General features: G+C 74.1%; 17 protein-coding genes. 8 read left to right on the plus strand and 9 right to left on the minus strand.

Annotated elements, in window-relative coordinates; genetic code table 11:
• Positions 1-59: 59 nt before the first annotated feature.
• Both ACWGB8_RS16300 and ACWGB8_RS16305 read right to left on the minus strand, forming a co-directional pair.
• On the minus strand, positions 60-272 hold the full coding sequence (locus ACWGB8_RS16300; protein ID WP_452214138.1) for a cold-shock protein: 213 nt from the start codon (positions 270-272) through the stop codon (positions 60-62).
• Positions 273-660: 388 nt separating this feature from the next.
• The gene (locus ACWGB8_RS16305; RefSeq protein WP_452214139.1) at positions 661-1,824 is read right to left on the minus strand and encodes a PP2C family protein-serine/threonine phosphatase; all 1,164 of its coding nucleotides are present in this window, start codon (positions 1,822-1,824) and stop codon (positions 661-663) included.
• A 543-nt stretch (positions 1,825-2,367) separates the two neighbouring features.
• Here ACWGB8_RS16305 and ACWGB8_RS16310 point away from each other — a divergent pair.
• Complete coding sequence (locus ACWGB8_RS16310; protein WP_452214140.1) at positions 2,368-2,517, plus strand: hypothetical protein; 150 nt, start codon at positions 2,368-2,370, stop codon at positions 2,515-2,517.
• 45 nt (positions 2,518-2,562) lie between these two features.
• On the plus strand, positions 2,563-3,564 hold the full coding sequence (locus ACWGB8_RS16315; protein ID WP_452214141.1) for a terpene synthase family protein: 1,002 nt from the start codon (positions 2,563-2,565) through the stop codon (positions 3,562-3,564).
• Positions 3,565-3,575: 11 nt separating this feature from the next.
• On the opposite strand, the gene ACWGB8_RS16320 is transcribed toward ACWGB8_RS16315, so the two are convergent.
• A complete protein-coding gene (locus ACWGB8_RS16320; RefSeq protein WP_452214142.1) occupies positions 3,576-4,460 on the minus strand; it encodes an isocitrate lyase/PEP mutase family protein in 885 nt (294 codons plus the stop codon).
• 134 nt (positions 4,461-4,594) lie between these two features.
• On the opposite strand from ACWGB8_RS16320, the gene ACWGB8_RS16325 reads away from it, so the two are divergent.
• Positions 4,595-5,494, plus strand: a complete 900-nt coding sequence (locus tag ACWGB8_RS16325; RefSeq protein ID WP_452214143.1) for a DMT family transporter — start codon at positions 4,595-4,597, stop codon at positions 5,492-5,494.
• Positions 5,495-5,703: 209 nt separating this feature from the next.
• On the plus strand, positions 5,704-6,228 hold the full coding sequence (locus ACWGB8_RS16330) for a hypothetical protein (protein ID WP_452214144.1): 525 nt from the start codon (positions 5,704-5,706) through the stop codon (positions 6,226-6,228).
• Between the two features lie 211 nt (positions 6,229-6,439).
• On the opposite strand, the gene ACWGB8_RS16335 is transcribed toward ACWGB8_RS16330, so the two are convergent.
• A complete protein-coding gene (locus tag ACWGB8_RS16335; RefSeq protein WP_452214145.1) occupies positions 6,440-7,102 on the minus strand; it encodes a response regulator in 663 nt (220 codons plus the stop codon).
• Entirely contained in the window at positions 7,077-8,249 is a 1,173-nt protein-coding gene (locus ACWGB8_RS16340; protein WP_452214146.1) for a sensor histidine kinase, read from the minus strand. Before ACWGB8_RS16340 ends, ACWGB8_RS16335 begins: the two co-directional genes overlap by 26 nt.
• A gap of 177 nt (positions 8,250-8,426) precedes the next feature.
• Here ACWGB8_RS16340 and ACWGB8_RS16345 point away from each other — a divergent pair, with 177 nt between their 5' ends.
• The 3 genes from ACWGB8_RS16345 (at position 8,427) to ACWGB8_RS16355 (ending at position 12,552) form a co-directional block, all read left to right on the plus strand.
• Positions 8,427-10,688, plus strand: a complete 2,262-nt coding sequence (locus ACWGB8_RS16345) for an MMPL family transporter (RefSeq protein WP_452214147.1) — start codon at positions 8,427-8,429, stop codon at positions 10,686-10,688.
• Positions 10,689-10,880: 192 nt separating this feature from the next.
• On the plus strand, positions 10,881-11,231 hold the full coding sequence (locus tag ACWGB8_RS16350; RefSeq protein ID WP_452214148.1) for a YciI family protein: 351 nt from the start codon (positions 10,881-10,883) through the stop codon (positions 11,229-11,231).
• Position 11,232: 1 nt separating this feature from the next.
• Entirely contained in the window at positions 11,233-12,552 is a 1,320-nt protein-coding gene (locus ACWGB8_RS16355) for an RNA polymerase sigma factor (protein WP_452214149.1), read from the plus strand.
• A 144-nt stretch (positions 12,553-12,696) separates the two neighbouring features.
• Here the strand turns inward: ACWGB8_RS16355 and ACWGB8_RS16360 are convergent, their stop codons facing one another.
• The 3 genes from ACWGB8_RS16360 to ACWGB8_RS16370 all read right to left on the minus strand — a co-directional run bounded on the left by ACWGB8_RS16360 (position 12,697) and on the right by ACWGB8_RS16370 (position 15,821).
• Complete coding sequence (locus tag ACWGB8_RS16360) at positions 12,697-14,058, minus strand: serine hydrolase domain-containing protein (RefSeq protein ID WP_452214150.1); 1,362 nt, start codon at positions 14,056-14,058, stop codon at positions 12,697-12,699.
• Between the two features lie 144 nt (positions 14,059-14,202).
• Positions 14,203-14,496, minus strand: coding sequence for a hypothetical protein (locus ACWGB8_RS16365; protein WP_452214151.1), 294 nt, complete (start codon positions 14,494-14,496; stop codon positions 14,203-14,205).
• A 47-nt stretch (positions 14,497-14,543) separates the two neighbouring features.
• A complete protein-coding gene (locus tag ACWGB8_RS16370) occupies positions 14,544-15,821 on the minus strand; it encodes a helix-turn-helix domain-containing protein (protein WP_452214152.1) in 1,278 nt (425 codons plus the stop codon).
• Between the two features lie 213 nt (positions 15,822-16,034).
• On the opposite strand from ACWGB8_RS16370, the gene ACWGB8_RS16375 reads away from it, so the two are divergent.
• Positions 16,035-16,793 (plus strand): DUF4232 domain-containing protein, encoded by a 759-nt coding sequence (locus ACWGB8_RS16375; RefSeq protein ID WP_452214153.1) that lies wholly within the window; start codon positions 16,035-16,037, stop codon positions 16,791-16,793.
• A gap of 369 nt (positions 16,794-17,162) precedes the next feature.
• On the opposite strand, the gene ACWGB8_RS16380 is transcribed toward ACWGB8_RS16375, so the two are convergent.
• Positions 17,163-17,807 carry a dihydrofolate reductase family protein gene (locus ACWGB8_RS16380; RefSeq protein ID WP_452214154.1) on the minus strand — a complete coding sequence of 215 codons (645 nt, stop codon included), beginning with the start codon at positions 17,805-17,807 and terminating at the stop codon, positions 17,163-17,165.
• Between the last annotated feature and the right edge of the window lie 112 nt (positions 17,808-17,919).

Here is a 17,919-nt window from a genome sequence, read left to right on the forward strand (position 1 = left end):
GGGCGGGCCTCTCGCGTCGGGCCGCCTGATCCCGGTTCGGCCGGTCGGCGGGGCGAGTTCTACTGCACCAGCTGGACCTTGTCGGCCTGCAGTCCCTTCTGGCCCTGTACGGCCTCGAAGGTGACCTTCTGGCCTTCGACGAGGGACTTGAAGCCGGTGCCCTCGATGGCGCGGAAGTGGACGAAGAGGTCGGGTCCGGACTCCGGGGTGATGAATCCGTACCCCTTCTCGTCGTTGAACCACTTCACGGTGCCGTTCTGGCGCTCGGCCACGGTTGCCTCCTCAGGGGCAGTCGGTTGTCACTTCTGGTTCGAGCGAGCCGATCATGGCACGGATGAGCGCTGCGTGGTGGCGAAACCGCGGAGAGTCATGCGGTGGCGTCCTGGCCGGTGCCCCTCCCGGCTCCCGCTCGGCAGTACGGGGCGGGCCGGCGCCGCTCGTGGCCCGCCGGCGTGGACGCGGCCGGGCCGCCGGTGACCGTGCGCGGCCTGCCGCCACCGGATCCCGTTCCCCGGCGGTCACCGCGGGCGGCGGCAGCGTGATCGACCCGCTGGGCGATCGTCGTGAACCCGGTGGTGCAGCCGGCGAGTTCGGCGTTCCTGACGAGCGTACGGGCCGCGGGAGCGAAACCCGGACCGCACGACGCCCCGGGAGGCCGGTTCACGCCGGCCGCCCGTCCTCCGTGGTGGTCGTGCGCTCGATCGCGACCATGGCCGCATCGTCACCCAGCCGCCCGCCCGCGTGGGCCAGGAGGTCCTGGCAGAGGCGGCGCAGGAGGGTGTGGGGATCGCTGTGCGGCCAGGCGGCAAGCCGGTCGGTGAGCGGATAGAAGGCCCCCGCCTCGTCGCGCGCCTCGATGACACCGTCCGTGTACAGCAGGGCGATGTCACCCTCCTCGAAGGCGAACGTCTCGACCTCGACACCGGATGGTCCGCCCAGCGCGATGAGGCCCAGCGGAGGAGCCGGCCGGGCGGCCGCGAGCGGGATGACCCGTCCGCCGCGCAGCAGCAGCGGGGCCGGGTGGCCGCAGTCCGCGAGGCGGATCACCGGCTCGGTGTCGGGAATGTCGAGAACGGCAGCGGTGATGAACGACTCACCGGCGTCGGCTCCGGCCGTGCCGTCCGCCGGGTCACCGGTTCCCCCGGTGTCCCCGGTTCCCCCGGTGTCCCCGAAGACCGCACCCTCCAGGTGGGTGACCAGAACGGGCAGGTCGACCTGCCGGTAGGCCGCGGTCCGGAAGGCGCCGAGCACCAGCGACGCCTCCCCGATCGCTTCGAGGCCCTTGCCCCGGACGTCGCCGATCAGGAAGCGGCTCCCGTGCCGGGTGCGCACCGCCGCGTACAGGTCGCCCCCGATCCGGGCCTCGGCCTCGGCCGCGAGGTAGACCGACGCGATCCGCAGCGGGCCCATCCGCGGGGGAACGGGTTGCTGGAGCACGGCCTGCGCGGCCTCGGCCACCGAACGCAGCTGCGTCATCTGCTGCTCGTGTTGCTCGCGCAGATGGGCGAAGAGCGCCACGAGCAACGAGATCAACGCCAGTGCGACGATCTGCACGGAGTGGTTGAGATCGACCAGTGTCGTCCGTACCGCCGCGACGACTCCCTGGGCCAGGACGGCTGCCGCACCGACGGCGAGGGTGGTCCGCGGGCCCGCGAAGGACGCTGTGACCGCCGGGGCGGCGACCAGGAGCGGCCCGAGGTGCACCTCCGGCGGCGCCAGCATGTCGACGACGGAGATGACCACGATCAGCACGAGCGCGATGAGGATCAGCGCGCGGCTCTGTTGTCGAGGCCACCGCAGGTCGAAGCGCCACCGGGAATCCATACCTCCTGCATACCTCGTCGAGCCCTCGCACCACGGGCGCGCTGCCCGTGCACCCTCGGCCGTGTCGGCGGAGGGGAGGTACCGTGCGAGCCGCGCAGCCGGCCGATCGGCGCGGGCGTTCTCCGGTGGCCGCGGTCCGGCGGCAGGACCGGCCACTGCGGGTCACGGCGTTGTCGGGGCCGCCGGGCGACGGGGCTCGCCGGCGCCTCGGTGCGCTCGGGCGGGGCAGCCGGGGCACCTGCCCCGCGCCTGACACGGCCCCCGCCCGGCGCTGGCTGCTCGAACGGTACCGGGCGGACGGGCGCTGGCGGGCCGACTGGTACGGCTATCCCGCCTACCCGGCGGCCGAGGTCGGGCCGCTGCTCGGCCGGGACGCCCCGGAACTCGCCCGGGAGGCCGTGCGGTTGGCCGCCGCCCAGCGCCCGGACGGCAGCTGGCCGCGCCTGGACGGCGAGGACTCGGCCAGCCCGGCGGCGACCGCCCTCGCCGTCACCGTGCTGCTACACAGCCGCCACCCGGCCCCGCCGGGCGCTGCGGTTCCTCGTGGAGAGCCGGCGCGACGACGGCAGCTGGCCCGAGCCGGGTCCGGCCATGTTCGGGCCGCGGCCGTTCCTCTCCGATGTCCCGGTCCAGAACCACGCCCTCACCTGCCGCGGGCTCGCCGCCCTCGTCGCCGCCGTCGCCCGTCGCTGAGGAGGGACCGCCGATGACGCGTCCGCTGCTGATCCCGCCGTTCTGGTGTCCGCTGCCGCCCGCGCTGCACCCCGACCACCGGCTCGTCCACGAGCACCAGGTCGCCTGGATGACGGCCGCCGGAGTGCCCGCCGAAGCGCTCGCCGGGCCGCGCTGGCCCGTCAGCGGATCGGCGAACTGGCCGCCCGCTTCGCGCCGCGCGCCACGCTGCCGGGCCTGCTCGCGCTCACCGACCTCCTCACCGTCACCTTCGTGGTCGACGACCTGTACGACGCGCCGGGCTCGGCCCCGGGACTGGCCGACCGCAACGCCGTCCTGCGCGCCGCCGTGCACACGCCGACCCCCAGCACCGACCCGGTCGGCCGGGCCGTCCAGCGGGTGCTGTCCTCCCACGCCGCGCTGGCCTCCCGCGGTCTGAACGGCCACCTGGCCCGGGCGATCGACGAGAGCCTCGCCGCGAACCTGGCCGAGCACCTCGCCCGGAGCCGGCTCGTCCCCGACCTGGACGCGTACCTGCGCCACCGCCGGGCGACCACCTGGTTCGTCCCCATCGCCGACGTGCTCGCCGTGGCGGACGGCACCGAACCCGCGCCGGCCGAACTCGACCGGCCGGCCGTCCGGGCGCTCATCGACATGACCAACCTGGTCACCGGCTGGGACAACGACGTCTACGGGTACGCCCGTGACCACGCCGCCGCCACGCTCGACCGCGTCAACCTGCCCGATGTCCTGGTCCGGTCCCTCGGCTGCGCGCCCGCCGAGGCCGTCCGGCTCGGGCTCGGGCTGCGCGACGAGGTCCTCGCGCGGTTCCTGCGGCTGGGCGACCGCACGGCGGCCACCGCCGGGCCCGCGCTGCGGGCGCTGCTCGCGAACCTCACCGCCGGTATCCGGGGCCACCTCGACTGGACGGCCGGCACCGACCGCTTCCGCACCGCGGGCACGCTCGCCCGCTGGCCGCAGCCGCTCACCGACCGCCGCCCCGTACCGCCGGTATGGCTGCCGCCGATCTCCGGCAGCCTCTGGTGGTGGCCCCTCACCGAGGGGTGACCGGCCGGGCGTCAGCCTTTGGTGGCCCCGGCCCCAGCGCCGGGGCCTGTGCCGGAGCCGGTACGGGGTGCGGCCCCGGCCTCGGGGTCGGCGAGGAGCAGGGAGTTGAGGTCGGCCCAGGAGATGCCCTCGGCCACCGTGGTCGCGGTGCCCGGCCCGAGGAGTTCGCGGGCGGCCCGGCGGGCGAGGCCGTAAGCGGCTTCGGCGATCGAGGACCCCGCGCTGACCCGGGCCACTCCCGCGGAGGCGAGGTCGGGGACGGCGGGCGTGCGGTGGTCGGCCAGGACGTTCACCGGCAGCGGCGCGGCCCGTACCAGCGCCTGCACCATCGGGAGGTCCAGCAACCCGAGGACGAAGATCCCGTCGGCGCCGGCCTGCGCATAGGCGCGGGCCCGGGCGAGGGTCTCGTCGAGCCAGGCCCCGCGGTCGGCCTCGGGCAGCCGGTGGGTGTCGATGCGGGCGTTGACGAACAGCGGGACACCGGCCCCGTCGGCCGCCGCCCGGGCGGCGGCGATCCGCTCGGCCTGCTCGCCGACCGGCCGCAGCGTGTCCTCCAGGTTGATGCCCACGGCGCCGGCCGCCAGGACACCCCGTACGGTCTGCGCCACTCCGGCGGGGTCGTTCGCATAGCCGCGCTCGATGTCGGCGGTGACGGGGACGGCCACCGCGGCGGTGATGCGGGCGAGGGCGGCGAGGGCCTGGTCGCGGTCGAGGTGCCCGCCGTCGCCGTGGCCGAGCGACCAGGCCACGCCCGCGCTCGTCGTGGCGATCGCCCGCGCCCCCTCGGCGGCCACCACCCGGGCGGACGCGGCGTCCCATGCGTTGGGCAGGACGACGGGGCGTCCCGGGACGTGGAGCGAGCGGAACAGGCGGGCCTTGTCGATCAACGTTGTCACGGGGGCATTCCACCACGGCGCTCCGGCGGCCCGGTAGGCCCGACCCCGGCCCGCCCCCTGCCCGGCCTCGGCCGTGCGGCAGCCGGTCGGTAATTCCGTGCGGGCCGCACCTCGGCGGGCATAGGTTCGCCGGCATGGATCTTTCGACAACCAGTACGACGACGGCGGGCGCGGCCCGGATCGACGGCAGGACGCTGGCGGCGGCCGGCACGACGGTGGTGCTGTGGGCGTCGGCGTTCGTGGCGATCCGCAGCGCCGGTGCGCACTTCGGGCCGGGCTCACTGGCGCTGGGGCGGCTGTTGGTGGGTGCGGTCGCGCTGCTCGCGCTGCTGGTGTACCGGCGGGAGGGGATCCCGCCGCGGTCGGCCTGGCCGGGGACGATCGCCGCCGGGGTGCTCTGGTTCGGGCTGTACATGGTCGCGCTGAACTGGGCCGAGCGGCAGGTCGACGCGGGCACCGCGGCGATGCTGGTCGGCGTCGGGCCGGTGCTGATCGCACTGCTGGGCGGCCTGCTGCTGGGCGAGGGATTCCCCGCGAAGCTGCTGGCGGGGATGGCGGTCTCGCTGGCGGGAGCGGGCGTGGTGGGGCTGTCCATGTCGGGCGGGGGCGGCAGTTCGGTGGTCGGCATCCTGGTGTGCCTGCTCGCCGCGGCGGCGTACGCGGCCGGGGTGGTGAGCCAGAAGCCGGCGCTGCGCAGCGCGAGTCCGCTCCAGGTGACGACCTTCGGATGCCTGATCGGGGCGGCGGCGTGCCTGCCGTTCGCCCCGGAGCTGGTGTCGGACCTGGCGGCGGCCCCGGCGTCGGCGACCCTGAACATGGTCTACCTCGGGCTCTTCCCGACCGCGCTGGCGTTCACCACCTGGGCGTACGCGCTGTCGCGGACGACGGCCGGGCGGATGGGGGCGACGACGTACTCGGTGCCGGCGCTGGTCGTGCTGATGGCGTGGGCGCTGCTGGGCGAGGTGCCGGGGCTGCTGACGCTGGCGGGCGGCGCGCTCTGCCTGGCGGGTGTGGCCGTCTCGCGGCGCGCCTGACGAACCGGGGGCCGGCGGCGCGGTGCGGGCTGATGCGTCGTTCCGTGCGGTCCGGCCCCTCCCGGTGGCCACGACCGAAGGCATCCGCTCACTCGATGGGATGACCGCGAACGGTGCGGCCGCGCGGGGGCGGCCCGGCCTGTTGACGATGGACGCGAGGCGCAGCCGCACGGCTGCGACCACCTCGCCACCAGCAGGAGGAACCGGACGTGACCCGCACGACAGCCCGCCGCAGCAAGGCCGGACGCCTGGGCCTGGTGATCGGAGCGGCCTTCATGGCCGCCCTGGTCCCCACGACGACGGCCCAGGCGGCCCTGCCGTCCGACTCCGACCTGGAAGTGGTTCGGATCGACCCGGACGCGGCGGCGCCCGGCGGCACGACGACGCTGCACGCCTTCGTTGCCAACCTCGGGCCCCAGACGACCGCGAACAGCTTCACCGTCACCGTCCGTCTGCCGCGCGGCGTCGAACCCGAGGAGCCGTACTTCCCCGAGGACTGCGAGCCGACGAAGGGCCTGCTCGGCATCTGGACCGTCCGGTGCGTCTTCCCGGCCGGGCTCCCCGCGTCCGAGAGCGCCACCGCGCTCGTCCCGGTGCGGCTCTCCCCCGACCTCCCCCTCGGGGAGTTGAACGGAGGACGGGTCAGCGTCAGCGGCCGCGACGACGTCCTCCACCCCGGCAACAACAGCACGCCGTTCACCCTGCAGGTCGTCGAAACAGCCCGGCAGGGCTGAAGGCCCGAACCCGGCCACGACACCCGCCGGGAATCGTGCGCTGCGTGCTCGGGCGTCCCACCGAACAGCCCGGCACGCAGCGCACGGGGACCGCGGCAGCGGGCGCCCGGCTGCGCCCACCCGGCTTCGGACTGCGGCGACGAGCGGCGGCAGGCCCACTCCACGTCACCTCGACGTGCATCGATCAGCACGGAGAGGCCCGGCACCCGGCTCAGGTGCCGGGGAGGATACGGCGCGTTTCGTAGGCCCACATCGCGATCTCGACCCGGTTGCGGGCGCCGAGTTTGGCCATCAGGCTGGCCAGATGCGTCTTCACCGTGCTGAGGCTGATGTGCAGTGCATCGGCGATCTCGGTGTTGGTCAGCCCGCGAGCGACGGCGAGGAGCACCTGCTCCTCGCGGGTGGTGACGGGGGAGACCGGCTGGGCCACGGGCCGGCCGGCGGGCAGGTCCGCGAATGCCTGGAGCAGACGGACGGTGACGCTGGGCGCGATGAGCGCCTCACCGCCGGACGCCGACCGTACGGCCTGGGCCAGAAGGTCTGGTCCCGTGTCCTTGAGGAGGAATCCGCGGGCGCCGGCACGCAGCGCGCCGTAGACGTACTCGTCGAGGTCGAACGTGGTGATGACGACCACGGCCAGCGGGTCGGCGACGCCCGGGCCGGCGACCAACCGGGTGGCCTGGAGCCCGTCGATCACGGGCATGCGGATGTCGAACAGGCAGACGTCGGGGCGCAGTTCGCGGGCCAGACGTACCGCTTCCTGTCCGTCGGCGGCCTCGCCGACCACCTCGATGCCGGGCTGGGCGTTCAGCATGATCCGCAGCCCGGTGCGGATGATGGTCTGGTCGTCAGCGACGAGGACGCGGATGGGCACCGCTCTCGGTCCTCCCTCTCGGCAGCTCGGCTTCGACACGCCAGCCCCGGTCGGCGCCGGGGCCGGCTTGTAGTGTGCCGCCGAGCAGGGTCGCGCGCTCGCGCAGTCCGGTCAGTCCGTATCCGGCACGGCCTCGGCCGGTGCGGTGGCCGTCGTCGCGCACGCTCACCCGTACCGTGTGCCGTTCCGCGGCGACCCGGACGACGAGCTCGGTCGCGTCGACCGCATGGCGCATGGCGTTGGTCACCGACTCCTGCACGATCCGGTAGACGGCGGCGTCCACGGCCGGGGGCAGCGCGTCCAGTTCGCCGTCGAGCCCCAGGTCGACCCTGAGGCGACCGCCGGGGGTGCGCACCAGGCGCTCCAGATCCGCGACGCCGGCAGGGGGCGCCAGCTCGGCGCCGACCCCGCGGTCGCGCAGCGCGGCGACCATGGCGCGCATTTCCTCCAGCGTGCGCGCCCCTTCCTCCTCGACCCCCTCCAGCGCCCCGACGGCGGCGGACGGGTCGGTGCCCGCGAGCACCCGGCCCGCCTGGGCGATGATCACCATGGCCGACACGTGGTGGGCCACCGTGTCGTGCAGTTCCCGGGCGAGCTGCTCACGCTCGCGGGAGCGCACCTGCTCCAACAGCCGCTCGCGAGCGGTCACCCGGAACCGCACGGCAGCCCCGATCACGCCGGGCAGCAGCAGGAAGACGAAGCCCACGATATTTTCGCCGACCGGGGTCTCGTCCGTGACGGAACACAGCGTGCACGCCGCGACGATCATCGCGCTGCCCAGCACGATCTCGCGTCCCGATCCCCACCGGGGCAGCGCGTACACCAGCACGAGCACGACCGCGCCGGTGTACAGGCCGACGGGCTCGCGCGGTGCGGGAACGAGCGAGGCCACCTGAAGCAGGATCACCGAGCCGAACGCCAGCGTGACCATCGCCAGCGGGCGGGTCCGGCGCCACAGGGGCAGCAGGCACAGCCATACGGCGAACACCACCGCCACCGGCCGCCACACGACGTTCTCGCGCAGGGCGGCCTCCAGCGCCACACCGGCCAGGCCCGTGGCGAGCAGGGCCCAGTCCCGCCGCACCCGGGCAGGCGCGTCGGGCGGCCGGGGTTCGGTCCACAGGGTTCGCACGTCGTCTCGGAGCACGGTTCTCAGCCTAGGGACCGCGGCCTGCCGCGCGCATCGGCCGAAAGGACGGGTCGTCACTCCGCCCTGCGGCCGACGGATCCGCGGCCCGCGGGCCGATGCCGCGGAGCGCCGTGGCGACGAACCTCGGCATCGGCGGCCGTACAAGGACGGCCGACGACGTGGTTGGAGGACCCGATGCTCTCGAAAGCCCTGTTGCGCCTGGGCGCAAGCGCCGCCCGCCATCCCTGGCGGGTGATCGCGACATGGCTGATCGTCGCCACGCTCGCCGTCCTCGCCGCCGTCGCCTTCGGCGGGCGGAATGCGGACTCGATGACCGCTCCGGGACTGGACTCCCAACGGGCCGCGCAACTGATCGAGCGGGCCGGCACCGGCCAGGAGGGGATGACCGCCCAAGTGGTCGTCACCCCCCTCGACGGCGCTGCGACGTTCTTCGACCACGACAGCGCGCGCACCGCTCTCACGCGGCTGCAGACCGAGGTGCAGCTGCTGCCGCACGTGCTCGGCACGAGCGACCCGGCGGGGGCACTCGACGCGGGCGGGGACACCGCCGTGCGCGGCGGCCTCGTCTCGGCCGACGGGCGGATCGCGGTCGTCCGGGTGCAGTACCCCGACCAGAGCCGGCTGTCGGCCGACGACCTCGACGCCCTCGTCGATCTCGGCGACCGGCTGCGCGCCGAACTGCCCCTGCGCATCGAGATGGGCGGGAGCCTCTTCTACGCCTTCTCCGACCCCGACGGCGGCGCGAGCGAGCTGATCGGCCTCCTCGCCGCGGCCGCGATCCTGTTCCTGGCGTTCGGTTCGCTCGTCGCCGCCGCGCTGCCGATCGGCATGGCGGTCTTCGGACTGACCGTCGGGGTCGCCACGATGACGGTACTGGCGGGGGTGACGGACGTCCCCACCTTCGCACCGGTCCTGGGCAGCATGGTCGGGCTCGGAGTGGGCATCGACTACGCGCTGTTCGTGCTCGCCAGGCACCGGGAGTACCTCGCGCGCGGGCTCGATCCCCGCGAGGCGGCGGGGCGAGCGGTGGCCACGGCGGGGAGGCCAGTGGTCTTCGCCGGCGGCACCGTCGTCGTATCGATCCTCGGCCTGGCGGTCGCGAACGTACCGTTCATGACGGTGGGCGGGTTCGCCGTCTCGATCGTCGTTCTGATCATGGTGGTGGCGTCGGTGACGCTGCTGCCGGCCTTCCTCGGCGCCGCCGGCCCACGCCTGGCCCGGGTCGGCCGGATCGGCCGGGCTCTGCAGACCAGGAAGCCGGGCCGACTCGCACGGCGGCGGGACCCGGCGGCAGCCGCCGCCCACGCCGCCGGGTGGCGTCGCTGGATCGGGCACGTCAGCCGGCACCCGGTGCCGTACGCGGTCGGCGCGGCGGGGCTGCTGCTGACCGCGACGCTGCCCGTGCTCGGCCTGCGCGTCGGCCTGCCCGACGACGGCTCACTGCCCCAGAGCCGTACCGAGCGCCGGGCCTACGACCTCGTCGCCGAGGGGTTCGGCCCGGGCACCAACGGTCCCCTCGTCATCGCCGCGGACCCCGCCGGTGATCCGGGAGTGCTGGACCGACTCGTCGCAACGGTCGCGGCGGATCCGGGCATCGCATCCGTCGCGCCGACGCACATCGATCGGGCCACCGGCATCGCGACCCTCGTGGTGTTCCCGACCACCAGCCCTCAGGACAAGGCCACGGCCGACACCATCGCCCGGCTGCGCACCGACGTGCTGCCCACGGCGATCGGGCACGGCCCGGCCAGGGCCCACGTCGGCGGCGCCGCCGCGAGCCTGTCCGATGTGGGCCAACGCACCAGCCAACGCCTGCCGGCGCTCGTCGCCGCCGTGCTGGCGATGTCGTTCCTGCTGCTGATGCTGGTCTTCCGCTCGGTACTCGTACCGCTCAAGGCGGTACTGCTGAACCTGCTGAGCATCGGCGCGGCCTACGGCATCATGGTCGCGGTCTTCCAGTGGGGCTGGGGAGGCGCACTCATCGGGCTGGAAGCGACGGTTCCGATCGTGTCGTTCATCCCGATGTTCCTCTTCGCCATCCTGTTCGGCCTGTCGATGGACTACGAGGTGTTCCTCCTCTCCCGCGTACGCGAGGAGTACCTGCGCACCGGCGACAACGGCACGGCGATCGTCGAGGGCGTCTCGGGCACCGCCCGGATCATCACCTCGGCCGCCCTCATCATGGTGGCGGTCTTCGTGTCCTTCGCCGTCGCCGAGGACCCCTCCACCAAGATGTTCGGGCTCGGCCTGGCCACCGCGATCTTCATCGACGCCACGGTCGTCCGCATGGTGTTGGTACCGGCGACCATGACACTCCTCGGCCGGGCCAACTGGTGGCTGCCGACGTGGCTGGACCGGATACTTCCCCGCGGCCCGGTCGGCACCGACGCGGACTCCACGGGTGAGGCCCCGCGGCCACGGCTGGTCGACCGTTGACTCGACTCCTGCCCTTTGAGCCGGCCGCGCGGGAGGGCGTCCTGCTGGGCTCGGGGGTGCCGGCCCCTCGCACTGAGCTTGTCCCGGAGACAATCTTCGGGGAGCTGTCGATCCGAGGGTGTCCCGTTCGTCGTCATGGTGTACGGCGACCCGCCGCGCGAGGAAGCCACAGAACCTGACAGGAGTCGGACCGTGAAGTACATGCTGCTGATCAACGCCGGTGCGATCGACGAGCACGGCGCAGCCGCCGAGTGCACCGTCGAGGACTGGATGAGCTACGACAAGGAGGTGAAGGACGCGGGGATCTGGGTTTCCGGGGAATCGCTGGCGGACCTGGTCACCGCCACGACGGTACGGGTCGGCCAGGACGGTCGGCGGGCTGTCACGGACGGGCCGTTCGCCGAGAGTCGCGAGGTCCTCGGCGGCTTCTACGTCATCGACGTACCGGACCTGGATGTCGCGCTCGACTGGGCCGCCCGCTGCCCCGGCGCGCGCGGCAGCGGGTGCGTGGTGGTGCGTCCGATCGCCGAGTTCGGGGCCTGACATGACGGACGAGGGAGCTCCAGGACCCGACGCACCCACCTCGTCACCCCGGCAGTCGCCCGGCGAGTCGTCCGTGGAGAGGGTGTTCCGGGAGGAACGCGGCCGGCTGCTCGCCTCCCTCGTCCGCCGCTTCGGCGACCTCGACCTGGCCGAAGAGGCCGCCTCCGAGGCCGTCGAGGCGGCACTGGTCCACTGGCCGGTCGACGGCGTCCCGGCCAAGCCCGGTGCCTGGCTGCTGACCACGGCGCGGCGCAAGGCCGTCGACCGCCTGCGGCGGGACCAGGCCTACGCCGCCCGCCTCGCCGTCCTGCAGGTGGAGGCGGAGCGCGCCGGCCCCGCCCCGCCCGCGGACGCCGCCGGCGACCTGCCCGACGAGCGGCTGCAGATGTTCTTCACCTGCGCCCACCCCGCTCTCGCCGCGGAGGACCGCACGGCGCTGACCCTGCGCTGCCTGGCCGGTCTGACGACACCCGAGGTCGCCCGGGCCTTCCTGGTCCCGACCGCGACGATGGCCCAGCGGATCGTGCGGGCGAAGAAGAAGATCCGTGAGGCCCGCATCCCGTTCCGCGTACCCGGCGCCGACGAGCTCCCGGAACGGCTGCCCGGAGTGCTCCAGGTCCTCTATTCGATCTTCACCGAGGGCTACGCGGCAAGCTCGGGCCCTCGGTTGCAACGGCTCGACCTCGCCGAGGAGGCCATCCGGCTGGCGCGGGTCCTGCGCCGGCTGCTGCCCGCCGAGCGGGACGTCGCCGGCCTGCTCGCCCTGATGCTGCTGACCAACGCGCGACGCGACGCCCGCACCGGTCCGGCCGGCGAGCTCGTGCTCCTCGACGACCAGGACCGCAGCCGCTGGGACCACACGATGATCGAGGAGGGCCGAGGCCTGGTGGTCCGCGCGCTGACGGGCGGGCCGCCCGGCCCGTACGGGGTGCAGGCCGCCATCGCCGCCCTGCACGACGAGGCCGCCGACCTCGCGGCCACCGACTGGCCGCAGGTCGTGGCGCTCTACGAGGTGCTGCTCGCCCTCACGCCGTCCCCCGTCGTCGCGCTGAACCGGGCGGTGGCGGTGGCGATGCGCGACGGCCCACAGGCGGGCCTGGCGCTGCTCGACGAGCTGGCCGACGAGCAGCAGCTGCGCGGTCACCACCCCTATCCGGCCGCCCGGGGAGAGCTGCTGCACCGGCTCGGCCGACTGCCCGAGGCCGCGACGGCCTACCGGGAAGCACTCGGCCTGGCCGGCACCGAACCCGAACGAGCCCACCTGCGACGCAAACTGACCGAGATCGAACCGCCCAACCCTGCCGACAAGAGCGGCGCATGACGGTGGAGCATGCTCGTCCAGCCGCTGCCGTAGGCGCCTGGATCCTGCGGGCCGAACCGGCTGCCGCCGCGCTCACGGCCGCGCGCCGCTGCAGCCGGTGGGCGCCGCCGCTCCGGCCGACCGCTTGCCGCCGTCCGGCGCGGTTCAGCGGGTGGCGGGGCCGTGCGCGATACGGAGGTCGGGGCCGGTGAGGGGGAGCGTTCTCGGGACCGGGACCGGGACCGGGACCGCGCCCGGGGCCGACGGTGTGGCGGGACCCGCGGTGGTGCCGGTGCCCGTTCCCGGGCCGCACAGCGTCTTGGCGATGAGCGAGCCGATCGCCGCACCGCTCGCGGATTGGTCCGTGCCCACGTACGGGTTGTGCGACAGGGCGAACTGCCGCCGGCCGTCGCGGCTGCCCAGCAGCAGGGTGCTCCAGCCGGGCAGGCCGCCGTCGTGGCCCCAGGCCGCTTCGCAGTCCGGGCCCAGGTCGATCCGGAGCACGCCGAGCCCGTACCGCCCGCCCTCGATCGTGGTCGGCACCGTGTCCGTCAGCGCGGCCAGCTGGGCCGGCCGCAGCAGCTTCCCGCCGAACAGTGCGGCGTGGAAGCGGTTGAGGTCGGAGGTGGTGGAGATGCCGTTGCCGGCCGCGTCGACGACCGTCGGGTTGAGCCGCGTGATGTCGGCCGGCCCGGCCGGCATGTCGAGGTAGGTGCGGGCGTGCGGGCCGCCGAGTCCGGTCTCGGAGCCCGGGAACACCGTGTCGTCCAGGTGCAGGGGCCGGACGATCCGGCGTTCCACCTCGCGCTGCCAGGTACGCCCGGTGACCTTCTGGACGATCATCCCGGCGAGCACGTAGTTGGTGTTCGAGTAGTGCCAGCCCTGCCCGGGGGCGAAGTACGGGGGGTGCTCGGCGGAGACCGCGGCCAGTTGCTGCGGGCGGTAGTTCCGGTACCGCCAGCCGCCGTACGCGAAGTCCTGCAGATCGGCCTCGCTCGTGATCAGGAACCGCGGGTCCTCCGTGAAGTTGAACAGGCCGCTGGTGTGGTTCAGCAACTGCCGGACGGTGATCGCGGCGCCGTTCGGGACGACCCCCGGCAGGTGCCGTTCGACCGGGTCGTCCAGCCGGAGCCGGCCCTCGCCGACCAGTTGGAGGACGACCGTCGCCACGAAGGTCTTGGTCACGCTGCCGATCCGGAACCGGCCGTCCGACCTGGCCGGCTGCCCGGTGGCCAGGTCGGCGGCCCCGGCGGCGCCCCGCCACGGGGAGCGGCCGGCGATGCGGATCTCCGCGAGCGCGGCGGTCATCCCTCCGTGCTCCACGAGGTCCCGCAGCTCCTGCTGCCCGTCGACGCGGGGCCGGCGCTCCTCCACGGACCCGCTACCGGACAGCGGCGCGCCCGTCCCGCCCGCCGCCGCTGCCGCGGGGGCGAGCGTGACGACGGTGGCGGCGGCCAGGGCGAGGGCGGCGAGCCGCGTCGCCGGCCTGCCGCGCCGGTGCGGTGTCCGAGCCTGAACGATGGTCATCGTGCCCGCCCCTTCCGGCCCGGCCCCGGGCCGTCGCCACCACGATCGCACCGGCCGCACCGGCGGCGCATCGTCCTCCCGGGGTCATCGGCGGTGAGACCTGAGGACGGGGCCCCTCGGTCGATCAGCGGAGGAGACGGAACGTCAAATCATCTTGGAGGAGCTTGACTTGGCCGGTCCACTACTGCTGGACGACCTCGGTCGGGAAGGCCCCGGGTCGGGCAGCCCGCAGAAGGACCCGTGCAGGCCGACCTCCGCGAAGGAAGCGGCGGCGGTGGCGAGGTCGCGGCGGGTGTAGCCGGGATCGAGGCGCCCGGAGTCCCAGGCGCAGCCGCCCCACCACAGGGTGTGCGCCCCCATCACGGAGAAGCCGAGCGGTACGGAGGCGAAGGGGTGGGCCATCACCACGCGGTCGCCGTCGCGCGGGTCCGGGGCCACGTCCCCGGAGGGGTGAACGGGTGGAGCAGCCGCAGGGCGGGACGGAACTATCCGTCGGTCCGTTCGATCCACTCGCTGGTGCCCAACGGGTAGTCGTAGCCGGGGCGGTTGACGTTGGCGCTGGTACGGAACGGGACGCCACCGTTGTCGATCCGGATGGTGCCACGGCGGCTGCCGCTGGACCAGTCCAGCGTGAGGTCCCAGCGGACGTCGTGCGCCCTGGTGCGGGCGGTGACGTAGAAGACCTCGGGATCGGACTTGCTCACCTTGTACGGGAAGTCGCGCTGCCCGCCCTTGCCGGTGATCACCGGACTGCCCCGGTCGAGGTCGATGTCGAAGGACTTGGTGTCGACCTCACCGCCGCAGCCGACGCCCATCGAGTAGTCGTTCCAGGCGAGCGGCGCGCCCTTGGCGGTGATCCGTACGTGCAGTGCCTCCAGGACGACGGTCTCCGCCCCGGTGCCCTGGACGGTGAGGGCGAGCCGCTGCTCGTGCGAGGAGACCGCGCCGTAGGCGGCGGCCCAGCGTGTGGCGTCGCGCTCGGGGGCCGGCGGCCCGACCTGGGCGGGCGCGCTGTTGACCAGGAAGTGCTGGCTGCACGGGTTGGCGTAGACGTACGGGCGGGTGCCGACGGTGAGCGGCGCAGGTGCGTCGCCGGGCGGGGTGGCGGTGGCGGTCGGGGTTGGGGTCGGGGTTGCGGTGGAGGGCTGGGCGGTCGCCGGCCCGGCGGTCGAGGCAGTGGGGGTGGAACCGGACGGTTCCGGCAGGGCCTTCGCCGTGGCGCCGGCCCCCTGCGGGCCGGCCGCACCGCTGCCGCCACCCCCGATGTCGGGACGTACGACGATCACCACGGCGGTCAGCAGGGCGACGGCCGCGGCGCCGACGATCAACGCGGTACGGCGGCGCCGTTGCGGTGCGGGCTCCGCCACCATTGCGGCGAGCGGAGCGGTCGGGCCGGGGTGGGGCTGTACGACCGGAGCCGGGGGCCGGTCCGGCCGGAACTCGCGCACCGGCTCGGACACCGGCCCGCGCTCCGGTTCCGTGGCCCGGTCCGTCCGGCGCCGCTCGCGGGCCGCGTCCGCCAGGATCCAGCTCCGGTGCAGTTCCACGAGTTCGTCCGGGGTCGCCCGGCACACCCGTGCGAAGCGCTCCGCCGCCGCGTACTCGTTGGGCAGCGCCGTCCCGTTGCAGTAGCGGTGCAGCGTCGACGTACTCATGTGCAGCCGCTTGGCCAGCGTTCCGTAGCTCAAGCCCGAGCGGTCCTTGAGTGCGCGCAGCAGTCGCGCGAACTCCTCCGTCTCCGCGGCCCCCGAACCCTCCGACACCTGTCCCCTCCGTTACCCCGGCGTCCCGTTCCAGCGTTCCAGGCCCGGCCCACCCCCGCTGGTCAGAGCCCCGTTCGCCGTTCCACCCTACCCATCGTGCCGTCGGCCCTGGCGACCGGGACGGATCGCTCCGCAAGCTTCGGTCGTCCGATCGACGCACCACCGCAGCGATCTGACGCACCATCTCCCTGCCTGCCGAAAGGGCCCGACCACATGTCCGTCCGCACCTCCGTCCGTACCTCCCGTACCTCCCGCGCCCGTCTGGTAGCCGTCGCCGCGAGCGCCACGCTCGCCGCCCTCTCCCTGACCGCGTGCAGCGGGAACGGGGACGTCAAGACGGCAGCCGCCCCGTCGACCGCCGCACCGACTACGACCACCCCGCCCGCCACGGCGCCCGCCCCGCAGGCTCCGGCCCCCGCCGGCGGCAGCGGCGCCGCCGGTTCCACCGCCAAGGCCCCGGCCGGCGGGCCCCAGTCCACCAGCCCGAAGCCCGCCGCCGGCACCACCTCGCCGAAGACCCCGGCAGCCCCCGCGCCCGCCGCCCCGACCACCTGTCAGGGCTCCAACACCAAGACCATCGCCGCCCCGTTGAACCGTCCCGTGAACCACCTGCTGCTCACGGTCACCAACACCGGCCCGGGCATCTGCTTCCTCTACGGCTACCCGGCCGTGCGGTTCGGCGAAGCCCAGTCCGTGCCCCCGGTCATCGCCGAATCGCGGCCGCAGGCCGTCGTCTCGCTCAAGCCCGGCGAATCCGGCTACGCCTCCGTGAACCTGTCCTCCACCGACGGCAGCAACGGCTCGAACGGCCACACCGCGACGTCCCTGGCCGTCTACTTCCACGGCCCGTCCGGCAACGAGAGCGTCGGCGCGGCCGCCAACCCGTCGCTGCCCGCGAAGGGCGTCTACGTGGACGACTCCCTCAAGGTCACCTACTGGCAGCAGTCCATGGACCTCGCCGTCTCCTGGTGACCACCCGGCGTAGTACGCGGCGGACAAGGGCCTCGGCCCGGTGCTCCTGCAGCTCTGCGACACCGACATCGGGCCCGCCCTGACCCCCCTCTACCGGCGCCACGGGCAGGACACACCCGCCCTGCCCACGCTGCTCACCCCCCGCGCCGGTCCGGTGTTCTACGAGACACCGCCGTCCTCGGCCGGCGCCGCGCGGCGCACTGTCGCGACGCTCCCGTGGGGACGCGCTGCAGAGGCCCGGTTCCGCGACGACCGCCGGCAGCCGGTGCCGAGGCCGGAGGGCCCTTGGCCCGGGGGCACGCCTCCGCGGTGCGTCTCAGGCCGGCCCCGGGGGCGGCTCGGGCGGCAGGGGCCGGCGCTGAGGGGTGGTCACTTCCGCCAGAACAGGTGGTGCGTCACTCCGCTCGGACTGGGTACGACGTCGAGGTGGAACCGGTCGAGCAGGTCGTCGGGGGACTCCCACAGCCGGAGTCCGGATCCGAGCTTGACCGGCGAGACCGCCACGTGCAGGGTGTCGACGAGGTCGGCGTCGAGGAACTCCCGGATGGTGGTGACTCCGCCGCCGAGTCGGACGTCCTTGCCCTGGGCGGCCTCCCGGGCCTGTGCGAGGACGGTTGCGGGGTCGCTGTCGACGAAGTGGAACGTGGTGTCCGAGAGGGTGATCGAAGGGCGCTTGTGGTGGGTCAGGACGAACACCGGGGTGCGGAACGGCGGCTCGTCGCCCCACCAGCCCTGCCACTCGTGGTCGAGCCAGGGGCCGCGCTGGGGGCCGAACTTGTTGCGGCCCATGATCTCGGCGCCGATGTTGTGGGCGTAGTCCCGGGTGAAGTAGTCGTCCAGGCCGCGGCTTCCCCCGGGATCGGTGCGCATGGGCCAGCTCGCCGTGGCGCCGGCCCAGGAGAACAGCCTCCCGGGGTCGACGTGACCGAACGGCCGCTCCAGGGTCTGGTCCTCACCGGCGCCGATCCCGTCGCTCGATACGTTGAAGTTCTGGACTCTCAGCAGCTGAGCCACGTGCTCCTCCTGTGGTGTCGACAACCGTGGGAAGACCTGCCGGACCGGTGGCGGTCGGGCGGTTCGGGCAGGCACCTGGAGTGCAGGTCGTCCGCCCCGACCGAGCCTTTCA

Source organism: Kitasatospora sp. NPDC054939 (assembly GCF_053610105.1).